This is a genomic window from Nocardiopsis quinghaiensis, assembly GCF_008638365.1.
In the GTDB taxonomy this organism is placed as follows: domain Bacteria; phylum Actinomycetota; class Actinomycetes; order Streptosporangiales; family Streptosporangiaceae; genus Nocardiopsis; species Nocardiopsis quinghaiensis.
In genome coordinates this window covers 34646-49222 of the sequence record NZ_VWVU01000004.1, presented here as the reverse complement: position 1 = coordinate 49222, position 14577 = coordinate 34646, and the positions used below count along the sequence as shown (strand labels likewise).

Below are 14577 nucleotides of genomic sequence, written 5' to 3'. Positions count from 1 at the left end.
TCACATTGTGCCCGCGCGAATCCCCGGAACGGTCGGGGAACACCGGCTTGACCTTCCCCTCGGGGGAGGATCCAGAGTGGAGCCATGCTTCCCATCGGCACGTTCAGCCAATTCACCGGCCTCTCGGCCAAAGCACTGCGCCACTACCACTCCCAGGGCCTGTTGGTGCCGGCCAGAGTGGACGAGGAGACGCAGTTCCGCTGGTACACCATCGACCAGATCGGGCGCGCCGGGCGGATCCTCGCCCTGCGCCGCGCCGGCCTGGACCTGCCCCGGATCCGTCGGCTGGTCGACGACCCCGGCCTCGCGCCGGAGATGCTGCACCGGTACGCCGAGGACCTCCAGCGGGAGCGGCGCGAGCAGGACCGTGCGCTGGCGGAGGCGTCCACCGTCCTGGCGTGGGAGCCGGAGGTCGGGGTTCGACGCAGGCGGGCGTGCACCGCGGTCACGGCGGTGGCCTCCGAGTACGACGAGGACTACGACACGGACCGCGTGCGCGCCGACGCCTCCGCGATGGCGGACGTGCTCGGCGGTGTGGCCGACGAGCGCGGCTGGGACGTCGACGGCCGGTGGTGGAGGTCCCCGGAGCCGGTGGCGGGGAGCGGGGCGTCCCGGTTGTGCGTACGGGTGTGCGTACCGGTCGCGGCGGCGGGCGCGCCGTCGCCGCCGCTCTCCGAGGGTGTCGGGCTCGTGGAGTACGAGGAGGGAACCGAGTCGTACCTGCTGGTGCCGGGCCCCGAGACCCTCGGAAGCTTCGCCCTCGCGGTGTCCCACCTGTTCGGACACCAGGTCGAGGGGATGTTCGCCGACGTGGGAACCCTGCGGCAGGTCGATTACGACACCGGTGTGGAGTTCGCCGTCGGACTGCGCCCCCTGGACGCGGACCGTCACACCGGATGATCTTGCCCGTAGCGGCGTTGTCGGCGGTCGAGCACGCCGCTACGGGCAAGATCAACGGGAGAAAGGGCGCACAACGCTCGCGGCCGGTACGCTACAGGCGACAGGCGTAGATGTCGGTGACCAGGATGGCGCGGGCGCCGAGCTGCCACAGGTCGTCCATGATGCTCTGGGCGTCCTTGCGCCGCACCATCGACCGGACCGCGACCCAGCCCTCGCGGTGCAGCGGGGAGACCGTCGGCCCCTCCATGCCCGGGGTGAGCGCGACCGCCGCCTCCAGGCGCTCGGCGTGCACGTCGTAGTCCATCATCACGTAGTCGCGGGCGACCAGGACACCGCGCAGACGACGCAGCATCGTCTCGATCTGGGGGTCCTCCCCGGCACCGGTGGGCCGGATGACGACCGCCTCGGAGACCAGGATCGGGTCGCCGAAGGTCTCCATGCCCGCCTGGCGCAGGGTGGTCCCGGTGGAGACCACGTCGGCGACGGCGTCGGCGACACCGAGCTTGACGGAGCTCTCGACCGCGCCGTCCAGGTGGATGACGCGGGCGTCGACGCCCTCCCTGTCCAGGTAGGAGCGCAGGAGCCCGTCGAAGGACGTGGCGATCCGCTTGCCGTTGAGGTCGGACACCTTCATGTCCGCGCCGCCGGGGGCGGCGAAGCGGAAGGTGGACCCGCCGAAGCCCAGCGGGAGGACCTCGTCCACGGGGGCGCCGGAGTCGAGCAGCATGTCGCGGCCGGTGATCCCGGCCTGGAGGATGCCCTCGCCGACGTAGACGGCGATGTCCTTGGGACGCAGGAAGAAGAACTCGGTGTCGTTGTCGGGGTCGACCATGACCAGGTCGCGGCTGCTCTTGCGCTGCCGGTAACCGGCCTCGCGCAGCATCTCCACGGCGGGTTCGGAGAGCTGGCCCTTGTTGGGCACGGCGATTCTCAGCATGTCGGGCATGTTCACGGCTTTCTGTGGCTGCGGTTGCGGGGACGTCCGTCGGGGGCCGGTACGCATGGTGCGCGCCGACCTACAGATGCTTGTAGACGTCCTCAAGGCGCAGCCCGCGCGCCAGCATCAGGACCTGGAGGTGGTAGAGGAGCTGGGAGATCTCTTCGGCGGCCTGCTCGTCCGACTCGTACTCGGCGGCCATCCAGACCTCGGCGGCCTCCTCGACGACCTTCTTGCCGATGGCGTGGACACCGGCGTCGAGTTGGGCGACGGTCCCGGACCCCTCGGGGCGGGAGCGCGCCTTCTCGGACAGCTCGGCGAACAGCTCTTCGAAGGTCTTCATGGTGTCTTTCCTCGACCGGCGGATGCGCTACCAGCGTAGGCGGTCCGGCCGCCCGATGCCGCACCGGAGCGAGGATGTCTCAGCATGTGGTCGGCGGGATACGCCACACCGGGCCGCGCGGCACCGCGACGACGGGGAGGGACGGCCTGCCGGGGCTCCGCGGAACCCGGCCTCACTGGATCCTGCGGGCGGCGGCGCGCACGAGCGGCTTGGGCAGGAGGCGCAGGATGCCCGTGGCGGCCTTGTACTGGGCGCTGGGGACGACTCTGGAGCGCCCGGCGGCCCAGGCGGTCAGGGACTCGCGGACGACCCGCTCCTTGGGGACGAAGGCGAACGCGGGCATGCCGCTCTCCTGGACCTCGCGGGTCATGTCGGTGCGCACGAACCCGGGCAGGACCGCGGTGACGTGCACGCCGTACTCGCGGACCTCGGCGTCGACGCTCTCGCTCCACAGGCTGACGAACTTCTTGCTCGCCCCGTACACCGAGCCGCCGGGGTTGGAGACGACCTCGCCCGCGACGGAGGAGAGGTTGATGACGCCGAGCCCGGCCCGTGTGCGCCCCCGCCTCCGGCGGGCGATCTGCACCGGCAGGACGGCGCGTGTCAGATGGAGGACCGCGCGCACGTTGAGGTCGAGCATGGAGTCGATCTCGGCGGGGTCCTGCTCGGCGAAGGGACCGCCCTCACCGCGTCCGGCGTTGTTGACGAGCAGGTCGACGGGGGCCTCGCCGCCGCTGCCGTCGGCCGACAGGCGCTCGACGACCAGGGAGAGGCCCTCGTCGGTGCCGAGGTCGGCGGGCAGGGACTGGACACCGACCCCGTAGCTGAGGTGGAGCTCCTCGGCGAGGACTTCGAGCGCCTCGGCCCGGCGCGCCACGAGGACCAGGGAGTAACCGCGCTCGGCGAGCCTGCGGGCGTACTCCTCGCCGATCCCGCTGGAGGCTCCGGTGACCAGCGCGGTCCGGGGGTGGCCGGAGGCCTCGCCGGGGGTGTCGGAGGTGCTGACCGCTTCGCTCATACCCTCAGAGTAGGACGTGGCGGGGCGGATCCCCGAGGGTTCCCGGCCCGTCTTTTGACGGACACCGGCCGTGCCGCCTCCCCCCGGGCGGGGCCGAGGCGCTAGCGTTCGGGTATGTCCGAGACACACAGTCCTACCGGACCCTTCTCCTCCCTGAGGTTGGACGAGCGCCTGCGTGACACCCGGCTGTTCCTCAGCCAGGCGCTACGGACCTTCCACGCCACCGGTTCCATCGTTCCCAGCAGCGGTGCTCTGGCCCACGCGATGGCCGAGTACGTCCGCCAGCGACCCGAACCCGACCGGCCGCTGCGCATCCTGGAGGCGGGCGCGGGGACCGGCGCGATCAGCCGCGGGATCGCCGCGGCGATGCGCCCGGGGGACACCGCCGACCTCGTGGAGTCCAACCCCGAGTTCGCCGCCTACGTCGAGGGCCTCCTGGAGACCGACCCGGTCATGTCCAGGGTCTCCGACAGCACCAGGGTGCACGCCAAGCTCGTCAACGACATGGGCACCGACCGCTCCTACGACGTGATCGTGTCGGGCCTGCCGTTCGCGAACTTCGGCGTCGACGCCGTCCGGGAGATCCTCGACTACTACTTCGAGGTGCTCGAACCGGGAGGGACGCTGTCCTTCTACGGCTACCTCTACACCAAGGAGGTCAAGGCCGTCATCGCCCGCCGCGAGGACTACCTGCGCCAGGCGCGTACGAGCTGGCTGGTGCAGGACCGGATCGACCGGTACGGCATCGGCTCCGAGAAGGTGTTCGCCAACATCCCGCCCGCGTGGGTGCACCACCTCCGCAAGCCCGAGAAGAACGCCTGAGCCCACCCGGGCCGTCCCGCCGACGGCCCTCCCGGCCACCGGGCCCGCCACTCCACGTGGCGGGCCCTCCGACGTCCTGTGTGCTTCATGGCACGCCGCCCCGCGCCGGAGGCGGCCACCGGGGCCGGACGCGGCCGGTCCTCCGCGACAGCGGGTGATCCCGGGATCGCGCGAACCAGAGGACACGACCTTCCTGCCCTTTTGCAGCCGATTCGTGACCTGCATCACCGGAATCTGAGGTCGCAGGTACGGGCGGGACGGGGGTAGTCTCACGTTGACTTCTTGCGGACCAACTCTTTGCGTCTGGCATGACCTATTTGCCCGCACACACGTAAAAAGTTTCTGAGGGACTCGCCCCCACATCCCTGAAGTCCCGTCCCGCGCCACAAGCCCTGGGCCCACTCTTTCCACACCCACGTCAGTGTGAACCAGCACCATGCGCGCGGAATCCTACAGATCACCTATTTCCCCAGGTCATTGTGGACCAACGGAGGAGGCAACGTGACGCTCACCCAAGCGGTCGAAGCGGTTCCGGGGTTCCCGGAGAGTACCGTTCCCGCGGTCATGCCCGTGGACGTCCGGCAACGTGTCTCCGCTCTGGCCAGAACCTCGCGGCTGCTCGTCGCCTGCGACTACGACGGCGCCCTCGCCCCGATCGACCCCGCGCACGGGCGACCGCTGCCCGAGGCCCTGCGCGCGCTGCGCGACCTGGCCGACCTGCCCGGCACCGTGTGCGCGGTCATCTCCTCCCGCCCCCTGCGGGACCTGGCCGCGCTCTCGCGCCTGCCCGCCGAGGTGCGCCTGGTGGGCGCACACGGCACCGAGTTCGACACCGACCTGACCATCGGCCCCGGACACGCCGCGACCGGCCCCGACACCTCGCCCGCCGACAAGGCCGCCGCCCTGGAGCTGCTCCGCGAGCAGGTCGGGGCCAACGCCACCCTCTACATCGGCGGCGGCGACGGCGAGGAGCCCGTCTTCATGCGGCTGAACGGCGCCGACGCCGGTGTGCGGGTCGGTGAGGAGCCCACCGTGGCCCCCCACCGCGTGCCCGACACCCCGAGCGCCGCGTCCCTGCTGTCCGTGCTGGCCACCGAGCGCCGCTCCTGGGTGTTCGGCGAGCGCCCCACCCCCATCGAGCGCATGTCGATGCTCTCCAACCAGAACTCGGTCGCCCTCGTCGGACCGGACGCGCGCCTGCTCTGGTTCTGCCATCCCGAGCCCGACTCGGGCGCCCTGTTCGCGGAGGTCCTGGGCGGCCGGCAGGCGGGCGTGTTCGCCATCGCCCCCGCCCACGGCGGCCGGCCGCTGGGCCAGCGCTACCTGCCCGGCACCATGACCGTGCGCACCCGCTGGTCGCGCATGGACGTCACCGACTACCTCGCCCACGGCACCCCGCAGGGCCGCAGCGACCTCGTCAGGGTGATCGGCGGCGTCACCCCGGCGGCCGTCGAGTTCGCGCCCCGGCCCGACTTCGGCCGTACGCCCGTGCGCATCACCCGCCAGGACAACGGCCTGCTCGTGGAGGGCGCCGACTTCCCGATGGCGCTGCACTCACCCGGTGTGGACTGGGAGATCGTGCACGACGGCGTCGCCGACGTCGCCCGCGCGGTCGTCCACCCGTCCTCGGACCGGCCGGTGGTGCTGGAGCTGCGCTGCGGCACCGACTCCCTCGTGCACGGAACGCTGCCCGAGTCCGAGCGCCAGCGGATGGCCGACGAGCACTGGTCGACCTGGCTCGACGGCCTCACCCTCCCCGAGACCGCCCAGCAGCTGGCGGCGCGCAGCGCCCTCACCCTGCGCGGGCTGTGTACCTCGACCGGCGGTGTGATGGCCGCCGCGACCACGTCGCTGCCCGAGGAGATCGGCGGCGTCCGCAACTGGGACTACCGGTACTGCTGGCTGCGCGACGGCGCCCTGACCGTGCAGTCGCTGGTCTCCCTGGGCTCGACCGCCGAGGCCGAGGAGTTCCTGGACTGGGTGCACCGGGTCGTGGACTCGCTGCCCGGCCCGGAACTGCTGCGCCCGCTGTACTCGCTGCGGGGCACCAACCTGGGTCCGGAGGAGGTCGTGGAGTCGCTGTCCGGGTACGCGGGCTCGCGGCCGGTCCGGATCGGCAACCTGGCCGACCACCAGGTGCAGATGGACGTGTTCGGTCCCGTCGTGGAGCTGATCGAGAAGCTGTCGTCGGTGCGCGGCACGCTCGCCGACCGCGACTGGGACCTGGTGCGGTCGATGGCCGAGGCCGTCGCCCGCCGCTGGCACGAGCCCGACCACGGCATCTGGGAGGAGCGCGACGAGCCCCGTCAGCGCGTCTACTCCAAGGTGATGTGCTGGGTGACCCTGGACCGCGCCGTCGACCTGGCCGGGCGGTACGGCCGCGAGGTGGACCCGTCCTGGCCGGGACTGCGCGACGACATCGCCGCCGAGGTGCTGGAGCAGGGCTGGAACGAGGAGGCACAGGCCTTCACGACCGCCTACGACGGCACCGACCTGGACGCGGCGTCGCTGCACATCGGCCTGTCCGGGCTGATCGACCCGACCGACGAGCGCTTCCAGGCCACCGTGACGGCCGTGGAGGCGGAGCTGCGCAACGGCCCGACGGTCTACCGGTACCACCGTGACGACGGCCTGCCCGGCGGTGAGGGCGGTTTCCACCTGTGCACCACGTGGCTGATCGAGGCTTACCTGCTGACCGGCCGCCGCGCGGAGGCCGAGGAGCTGTTCAGGCACCTGGTGGACTGCGCCGGGCCCACCGGACTCATCCCGGAGGAGTTCGACCCGGTCACCGAGCGGGCCCTGGGCAACCACCCGCAGGCGTACTCGCACCTGGGCCTGATCCGCTGCGCCCAGTTGCTCGACCGCTTCTAGGTCGTCACCCGTCGAGGTTCCCGGGTGTCCCGACCGCCCCCGCGGATCGGGAAACCCAGGAACCTCGTCCGGCACACAGTTGCCCCACGACAACCTCTTCCAGTACGGAAGGGCACGGCCCCGGGAGGAGAGCCCGGAGACCGTGTGGGGCTCGCGGCTCCTCGCGGGAACCGCGTTCGACGCCAGGAGAACGCCGTAGTTCGTTACCTGCCCGTGATATTCGCTTCAAACCCTCTGAACGCACACGGATATCGCGCACCAGGGCCCGGCGGCGCAAAGGAGTGCGTTCGCAGAGCCCGAAGGCATACGAAACCCCTACTTATCGGGCCCGCCGTGGTGTGGAGCCCGCGCAGCCGGGCGCGCCGGGACGACCCCCCGGAGGGGTTCCCGGCGCCCCGTGCGGGCCCGCTCCCCGACCGACCGGGCGGCGGCGCCGGCCCGGCGGCCACGGCTATCCCGCCGCCATGGGGATGGAAGCGATCAGGCCGCCGTCGACGATCAGGTCCTGCCCGTTGACGTAGGCCGCCTCACCGGAGGCGAGGAAGGCGACCGCGCTCGCGACGTCGTCGGCGGTACCGAGACGGCCCGCCACCACGCCGGCGGCGACAGCGCCCTTCTGCTCGGCGGGGACGGAGGCGTCGAACATCGCGGTCTCGATATAGCCGGGGCTCACGGAGTTGACCCGGATCCCCCTCGGCCCCAGCTCCGCCGCGAGGGTGTGCGCCAGGTTGTGCACCGCCGCCTTGGTCGCCGCGTAGAGGGTGGCACCGGACATGCCGCGGTGCAGCGTCCACGAAGCGTTGATCACGATCGCCGCGTGGTCGGACAGCAGCGGGACGGTCTTCTGGACGGTGAAGAACACCCCCTTGAAGTTGACGTCCACGAGGCGGTCGAACTCGGCCTCGGTGACGTCGCCGTTGGACTGGAACGAGGCGACGCCCGCGTTGGCGAAGACCACGTCCAGCCGCCCGTACCGGTCCTGGATCCGGTCCGCCAGCGCGTCGAGGTCGGTGAGGCTCGCCGCGTCACCGCGCACCGCGAGGACGCGGTCCCCGCCGCCCAGGTGCTCGACCGCTGCGTCCAGCCGCTTCTCGTCGCGTCCGGTGATGACCACCCGCGCGCCCTCGGAGAGCAGCCTTCGCGCGGTGGCCAGTCCCATGCCGCTCGTGCCGCCGGTGATGAGAGCGGTCCTGTCGTCGAATCGGGAAGTGTCGTGTGTCATGGGAACCAACGTTCCAGCCGGAGCGCGGTACCGACAGGGCGCGTTTATCCGGTGAGCGGCACCACCAGGTTCGGCGGGCTGTCAGGCCGGGGCGCCGAGCCGGACGCGCGTCAGCCGTTCGAGCCGGTCCCCGGTCCCGGTGCCGGGACGCGGGTTGTACAGCTCCAGGTGCCAGTCCGGGCGGTCGGCCACCGTCAGGGTCGTCTTGTCGAAGATCAGGTCCCCGGCCTCGGGGTGAAGGACCGCCTTCACCGCCTGAGCGTGGTCGCCCACGTCGTGGCGGGCCCACAGCTCGGCGAACTCGGGGCTCACGGTGCTGAGGTCGTCGACCAGCCGGGCGAACTCCGGGTCGTCGGGGAAGCGCGCCGCGTCGGCGCGGAAGGCGGCGACGACGTCCGGGGCGACCGATGCCCAGTGGACGTGCACGTCGCGGTACCGGGCACTGGTGAAGAACGTGACGAGGCAGTTGTGGTCGGTGTCGCCGTAGCCGAACGCCGTCCGCGCCGCGTCGTTGACCGCGAGCAGGTTCCAGTGCCGGTCCCGCAGCATCGCGGGCCGCGGCGTCCACGCGTCGATCAGGTTCCGCAGCTCCGGAGTGACCGAGGCTTCCCGCGCCCCGCCTGCCCGTGGCGGGTTGAGGCCGGCCAGCGCGTACAGGTGCGCGCGCTCGGGTCCGGTGAGGCGCAGCGCCCGGCTGATCGCGTCGAGCACCTCGACCGAGACGTTGATGTCGCGGCCCTGTTCGAGCCAGGTGTACCAGGAGACACCGACCCCGGCCAGCACGGCGACCTCCTCGCGCCGCAGGCCCGGTGTCCGGCGCCTGCCGCCCTCGGCCATGCCGACGTCACCGGGTGTGAGTCGCGCCCGGCGGGTGCGCAGGAAGTCGCGGAGCTGCTCGCGGCGGTTCCGCGCCACCGCGGGGGATTCGCTGGTCATGCGCCATGGTAACCGCGGCCGGCTCACCGGGCGGCCGGACCGCCGGAGAGCGTCAGCCGAAGAGGTCCCCGGCCAGGTCCCGGCGTGCGGTGGACAGGTCGGCCGGGCCGCGTCCGTAGGCGCGGGGCTCCCGGTAGAGGAGGCTCACGCGGGCACCCCCCGGCGCCGCTGGTCCAGCCAGGTCCGGGTGAGCCCGGCGAGTTCGTCCCACTCGGAGGGGCCGGAGAGCAGGTCACCGGACGGTGCGGGCGTGGCCGCCCACTCCTGGACCAGGGCCCTGGCCCGTGCCTGGACCCGGGCGAACTCGCGCTCCACCTCGGTCGGCTCCGGCGCCCGTGGGGGCCGGTGTCCACGGGGCGGGGGGACCGTGGCCCGGGGTTTCCGGACACGCTTCCGTCCACTCTCGTGTCCCGGCACAACATAGGGCCGGACCAGGGCGACGCCCTCGGCCGGGACGGTCCGGCTCGGAGGGGCCGGGCGGGGCGCGGGAGCGGGCGAGGCCCCGGGAGCGGGGAGGGGGGAAGGCACGTAGCGGCGGACGCGGGTGGAGCGGCGGCGGCGACCGGCCACCGCGGAGTGGCGTCCGCACGGGGAGGAGAAGAGGCCGATCACCGGGCCGAGGGCACGGCTGAGGAGGGCAGCGCTAAACTGGCGCATGCTGGCAATCCTTGTGTCTTGAAGTGATGGAGTTGCTGGCCACGGCCCCGAGCGGTTGACGACCGCTGCGGGGTCATTGCGTGGGTTCAGTTGTGTGTTCGGGAAATATGTTAGGGGGCAGGGGTGGGTGGTGGCGACGGTACCGGTAAGTAATAGCGGATATTTCAAAAAAGATTGTTGTGGCAGACCAGAAGGAGGGAACCTAACCCACAGACCCTCGAATCATTGGTCTATATTTGCCCGAATTGATGGGATTAGCGAGCCTTTTCGGGCAACAGAAAACGGCTGGCCATAAAATCGGCCAGCCGTTGCGCTTCAGCGAAACCTAGGGGTACTGGAGCCTCACACCGCGAAGGAAGGACGCCCAGGCGTCGGCGGAGTACTCCACGTGCCCGAGGTCGCGGTTCCGGGTGTCGCGCACCAGCACGCTCCGCCCCTCCGCCACCTCGACGCAGCTACCCTGCGCCGCACTGTAGCTGCTCTTGTGCCACGGTCGATCGCCGTGATCGTGCCTGTTCATCAATGCTCTTCCCGACCTTCCTGAGCAGTTCCACGCTGGCCTCCGTCGACAGCGCCTCGGCCTGGAGAAAACCGAAGGTGGTCATGCACCTCTGCACCGTCTCCCGCTCCTCCATCAGCACCTCACCGGCCGCGTACTCGGCGGAGGCCAGCGGCGGATTGTCGGGGAAAGTGTAGATCCGGAACGGCCCGGCTGCCCCATGGTGGTGGCGGACATCCGAGGGCACGACCTGCAGGCGGATCCTGCCTCGCCCCAGGAGGTCGAGCACGCGGTCCAACTGTGCGGCCTGGGTGTGTTCGTCACCGACCACGCGACTCAGGACGAACTCCTCCACCACGACGGACACGAGCGGAGAGCATGTCTTCTCCAGGATCTCCTGGCGCTGCATTCGGGCCTTGACCATCTGCTCGACCTCGTCCTCTGAGGCCCACGGTGCCGTGTCCCGGATGGTGGCCTTGGCGTACTCGGAGATCTGGATCAGGCCGGGGACGAGCTGGCACTGGTACTCCCGTAGCTCGGAAACCCGCTGTTCAATTTCGGGGACCTGTTCGTACCAGATTGGTAGCGAATCAGGTGTATTGGCCGCCTCATAAGCGCGTTCGAACCGCCCGTTGGCGTTGAGTGCCTGGTCGAGTCGGCGGGCCTGGATCCGGGTCATCCCGCGTATGCCGTTCTCCCACGCCGAGATCTGGGCGGGAACGACTCTGGCGTACGGCGCCAGCCCCGCTTGCGTCATCAGGGCCCTCTTGCGAAGCGCCCTCAACTCGGTTCCCAGCCTGCGCCATTTCGGCCTGCCGCGTCGTTCCACCCGTCCACCCGATCAACCAGAGGAAAACCAGTTCGCCCACTCTCCTACAGGCAAACAACCGGCAACAACCAATTCACCAGTTCCTCACCAACCTGGTTGCTTTCCTGGAGTTTCGACCCGGAAGCGTTCATGGTGTTGTGCATGGACACGCGACGACCGGGCGGCAGCCGCTCTCGGAGGCGTCCGCGCTGCTCAGGGCGTGTCCGAGACCAGCGAGGCACTCTCTTCGCCCCAGGGCGGGAGATCCGGGAAACAGGGGTTCGGGTGGGATCAGTGATCCGTATGGAGCAGCGTGAAAACGTCCTGGGCGGGGACGCGGCAGAGGAGAACCAGGCCACCCGGTTGCCCCGCCGCACGACCGACCCCCGCGACCGCGCGGCGATCCTGGTGGAACGCGCGCCCGGGAACCCGGGCCACTCCCTGACCCTGGCCGGGGTGCCCGAGCAGGCCGCCGTGCTCCGGCGCCGGCTCGCCTCCGCCGCCGCGCTCCCGCCCCGGTCGGCCGAACTGGTCCAGGAACTGGCCAGCGAACTTTTCAACAATGCGGTCACACACTCGCGCAGCGGGTGCAAGGATGGGGAAGTGGCCGTCACGCTGCACCGTCTACGGGGGCGGGTACAGGTGAGGGTCACCGACCAGGGGCCGCGCGCCCCAGGAGCGGCCACGCCGCACCTGCGGCCCCTGGACACCTCCGCCGAGAGCGGCCGCGGGCTGCGGCTGGTGGCGGCACAGGCCAGCAGGTGGGGGACGCTGCACGAGGACGGCCGGACGACGGTGTGGTTCGAGCTGGACCGGCGGCCCGCCCGCGGTCGCGGCTCCCGCCCCGGCTCCGCGGTCGGGGGGTGAGGCGGCCGTGGGCTGGGACTACGCGGACGACCACGAGCGGTACCAGGCCGCGCGCCGGCTCAACAGCCGCCGCGGACGGCACTGGATGGTGATGTGGGCTCCGGCGCTGCGCGCCTACGTCGGTTTCTACCTGGGCCCGGAGGCGATGCCGTGGCTGGCGTCGCCCACCGCGGAGGGCCTGTCGGAGCGGATGGGACGGGTGGAGCGGGAACTGGCCGCCGGTGCCGCCACCGACGCCCCCGAGGGCTTCTGGAGCTGCCCGGCCCCGGGATGCCTGTGGTCCTCGGTCGGCCCCGTGCCCCACCCGTGCCCCGTCCGGGTACCCGCGCCCAGGGATCCGAACGATCCCGTCGACGGTTCGACGGGAGTCCCGTCCGCACGGCGGCCTCCGCTCCTGTCCGGTCGCGATACGCCCCACGCGCCGTGACGCTTCCATGTCAGGCGGCAGGTCGAGTCCCGTGCGTCACACCCGCGACGTCTCCGGATCACTCACCAGGCTCCCCGGCCCGGGCCGCGAACGGCCAGGGCCACGGGCGGCAGGCGCGAACCTCAGCGGAAGTTCGGGCCCTCCTCCAGGAGTTCCCGTACGCCCGGCCACTCGGCCTTGAGCACCGAGTAGTACACCGCGTCCCGTCGGTGCCCGTCGGGCATGGGGTTGTAGCTGCGCAGCACGCCCTCCTCCGTGGCGCCGATGGCGCGCAGGCCCCGGCGGGCGCGCTCGTTGAGCACGTCGGTCTTGAACTCGACCCGCTCGGCGCCCATCTCCTCGAAGGCGTGCCGCATCAGCAGGTACTTCGTCCAGTGGTTGATCCCGCGTCCACGGAACTCGCGCCCCAGCCAGGAGCTGCCGATCTCCAGGCGCAGGTCGTCCTCGGACATGTTCCCGTAGCTCGTGCTGCCCGCGACGCGTCCGCTCGCCTTGTCGGTGATGGTGAACGTCGTACGTTTCCCGTTGTCACTGGCGGCCAGGTAAGAGTAGAAGAACCGGACGAAACTCGCCTCGTCGTCCACACGGGTCACGAAGTACGTCCAGATGTCGGGGTCCATGGCCTGTTCCCGCCATCCCTCGCGGTCCGTCTCCACCAGCGGGGTGAGTATCACGTGCTCGGTCTCCAGCTGGACTCGCGACTGTTCGGACCACGACATGAGCACTCCTCCGGTATACGTCGTTATGTCCGTTGTGGATTGTAGTGTCGAGCAACGAACCGGCAGGCGGAGGGGCGTCCCTCCCGGACCACCGCGCCCACCGCTCCGCCTCCTCCCGGTGTGTCGGACCCCGCCGATAGTGTTCCCCCACTGACCGGGAGCCCTGGAGGAACCAAGCGATGGCCGCCACCGACACCGCCCTCTCCCGACGCGCGCTGAACCGCGCCACCCTCGACCGCCAGCTCCTCCTCCGGCGCGTGGACCGGCCGGTCACCGAGGTCGTCAGCCACCTGTTCGGGCTCCAGGCGCAGACCACGCACACCTGGTACGTCGGCCTCCAGAACCGGATCGAGGGCCTCGACCCCCACACGGTCGGGGGCCAGCTCACCGACGGCGAACTCGTCCGCCTCCCGCTGATGCGCTCGACCCTCCACCTGGTCACGCCCCGGGACTGCCACTGGCTGCGCCCCACGGTCCAGGACGCCATCGCCGGGGACCTCGCACGCGGCGGCCACGGGAGGGCCACCGCCGGACTCGACCTGGACGCCGTGGTCTCCATCGGTCGGGCCCTCCTGGAGCGGGAGCCGCTCACCCCCGCCGAGCTGGGCGCCCGCCTGGCCGAGCGGTGGACGGACACGCCCGCGGGCGACCTCGCGTACGTGGTCCGCTGCCTGCTCCCGACCGTCCAGGTGCCCCCGCGCGGGGTGTGGGGCGCCTCCGGGGCGCCCGCGCTCGCGCCCGCCGACGTCTGGACCGGGCTGCCCATGGACGCCGAGCCGGACCCGGACACGCTCGTGCTCCGCTACCTGGCCGCGTTCGGGCCGGCCACCGTGAAGGACGTGCAGGCGTGGTCGGGACTGACCCGGCTGCGCGGGGTGGTGGACCGCCTGCGCGAGAGGCTCGTGGTCCTGCGCGGCGAGGACGGCGCCGAGCTGTTCGACCTCCCCGAGGCCCCGCGCCCGGGGCCGGACGTCCCCGCGCCCGTGCGCTTCCTCTACGACTTCGACAACCTGCTGCGCGGCCACGCCGACCGCGGCCGGATGGTCTCCGCGGAGAACCTGAGGCGGCTCGCCTCGCGCAACGGGATGCCCCTCGCCACGGTGCTCGTCGACGGCGAGGTGCGCGGCGCGTGGAGGGTCGTCCGGGAGAGGGGAGCCGCGACCGTGGAGGTGAGCCCCTTCGCGCCGATCGGGAGCGCCGACCGCGAGGAGGCGGAGGCCGAGGGCCTGCGGCTGCTGGAGTTCCTGGCGCCCGACCGCGACAGGCACGGGGTCCGGTTCGCCGGGTCCGCCTGACCCCGCCCCGCCCGGACCGCCTCTCCCGTTCTCCCGTACCGCCTGGGACCGCCTCGGACCGCCCGAGACCGCCTCAGGTCGCCTCAGGTCGGCTCAGGCCGCCCCGGGCCGTCTTTTCCGGACCCGGTTCCAGGGCCGCCCCTGGCCGTCTCCCCCAGACCGCCTCAGGGCCCGCGCGCCGCCCGGGGCTGGCTTTCGCGGGCCGGCCCCGGTCCTCCCGACCCGCTGACACAAGTCCGATTTGCGCGGTTTTTCC

15 protein-coding genes are annotated in these 14577 nt (G+C 71.5%); 6 read left to right on the top strand and 9 right to left on the bottom strand.

Annotated features, from left to right (window positions below; genetic code table 11):
• Positions 1-84 precede the first annotated feature (84 nt).
• On the top strand, positions 85-900 hold the full coding sequence (locus FYX01_RS10930; RefSeq protein WP_150240218.1) for a MerR family transcriptional regulator: 816 nt from the start codon (positions 85-87) through the stop codon (positions 898-900).
• A gap of 91 nt (positions 901-991) precedes the next feature.
• On the opposite strand, the gene hisG is transcribed toward FYX01_RS10930, so the two are convergent.
• The 3 genes from hisG to FYX01_RS10915 all read right to left on the bottom strand — a co-directional run bounded on the left by hisG (position 992) and on the right by FYX01_RS10915 (position 3198).
• Entirely contained in the window at positions 992-1846 is an 855-nt protein-coding gene (gene hisG, locus FYX01_RS10925; RefSeq protein ID WP_150240216.1) for an ATP phosphoribosyltransferase, read from the bottom strand.
• Positions 1847-1916: 70 nt separating this feature from the next.
• Positions 1917-2180 (bottom strand): phosphoribosyl-ATP diphosphatase, encoded by a 264-nt coding sequence (locus tag FYX01_RS10920; RefSeq protein WP_014913038.1) that lies wholly within the window; start codon positions 2178-2180, stop codon positions 1917-1919.
• 172 nt (positions 2181-2352) lie between these two features.
• The gene (locus FYX01_RS10915) at positions 2353-3198 is read right to left on the bottom strand and encodes an SDR family NAD(P)-dependent oxidoreductase (RefSeq protein ID WP_150240214.1); all 846 of its coding nucleotides are present in this window, start codon (positions 3196-3198) and stop codon (positions 2353-2355) included.
• 114 nt (positions 3199-3312) lie between these two features.
• Between FYX01_RS10915 and FYX01_RS10910 the strand changes: the two genes are divergently transcribed.
• Positions 3313-4020, top strand: a complete 708-nt coding sequence (locus FYX01_RS10910) for a class I SAM-dependent methyltransferase (protein ID WP_150240212.1) — start codon at positions 3313-3315, stop codon at positions 4018-4020.
• Positions 4021-4521: 501 nt separating this feature from the next.
• On the top strand, positions 4522-6891 hold the full coding sequence (locus FYX01_RS10905) for a trehalase-like domain-containing protein (RefSeq protein WP_150240210.1): 2370 nt from the start codon (positions 4522-4524) through the stop codon (positions 6889-6891).
• Positions 6892-7342: 451 nt separating this feature from the next.
• Here FYX01_RS10905 and FYX01_RS10900 read toward each other — a convergent pair whose 3' ends face one another.
• The 5 genes from FYX01_RS10900 to FYX01_RS10880 all read right to left on the bottom strand — a co-directional run bounded on the left by FYX01_RS10900 (position 7343) and on the right by FYX01_RS10880 (position 11034).
• Entirely contained in the window at positions 7343-8113 is a 771-nt protein-coding gene (locus FYX01_RS10900; protein ID WP_150240208.1) for a glucose 1-dehydrogenase, read from the bottom strand.
• A gap of 81 nt (positions 8114-8194) precedes the next feature.
• Positions 8195-9049, bottom strand: a complete 855-nt coding sequence (locus FYX01_RS10895) for a helix-turn-helix transcriptional regulator (RefSeq protein ID WP_150240206.1) — start codon at positions 9047-9049, stop codon at positions 8195-8197.
• Positions 9050-9193: 144 nt separating this feature from the next.
• Positions 9194-9706, bottom strand: coding sequence for a hypothetical protein (locus tag FYX01_RS10890; protein ID WP_150240204.1), 513 nt, complete (start codon positions 9704-9706; stop codon positions 9194-9196).
• Between the two features lie 325 nt (positions 9707-10031).
• Entirely contained in the window at positions 10032-10226 is a 195-nt protein-coding gene (locus FYX01_RS10885) for a DUF397 domain-containing protein (RefSeq protein WP_150240202.1), read from the bottom strand.
• Positions 10162-11034: a helix-turn-helix domain-containing protein gene (locus FYX01_RS10880; RefSeq protein ID WP_150240200.1), complete on the bottom strand. Its 873-nt coding sequence runs from the start codon at positions 11032-11034 to the stop codon at positions 10162-10164. The genes FYX01_RS10885 and FYX01_RS10880 overlap by 65 nt, the downstream gene beginning before the upstream one ends.
• Before the next feature lie 282 nt (positions 11035-11316).
• Between FYX01_RS10880 and FYX01_RS10875 the strand changes: the two genes are divergently transcribed.
• Complete coding sequence (locus FYX01_RS10875; RefSeq protein WP_150240198.1) at positions 11317-11880, top strand: ATP-binding protein; 564 nt, start codon at positions 11317-11319, stop codon at positions 11878-11880.
• A gap of 7 nt (positions 11881-11887) precedes the next feature.
• Positions 11888-12307 (top strand): hypothetical protein, encoded by a 420-nt coding sequence (locus FYX01_RS10870; protein WP_150240196.1) that lies wholly within the window; start codon positions 11888-11890, stop codon positions 12305-12307.
• 122 nt (positions 12308-12429) lie between these two features.
• On the opposite strand, the gene FYX01_RS10865 is transcribed toward FYX01_RS10870, so the two are convergent.
• Entirely contained in the window at positions 12430-13026 is a 597-nt protein-coding gene (locus FYX01_RS10865) for a GNAT family N-acetyltransferase (protein WP_150240194.1), read from the bottom strand.
• Positions 13027-13205: 179 nt separating this feature from the next.
• Here FYX01_RS10865 and FYX01_RS10860 point away from each other — a divergent pair, with 179 nt between their 5' ends.
• Entirely contained in the window at positions 13206-14321 is a 1116-nt protein-coding gene (locus tag FYX01_RS10860; RefSeq protein WP_150240192.1) for a winged helix DNA-binding domain-containing protein, read from the top strand.
• Positions 14322-14577 lie beyond the last annotated feature (256 nt).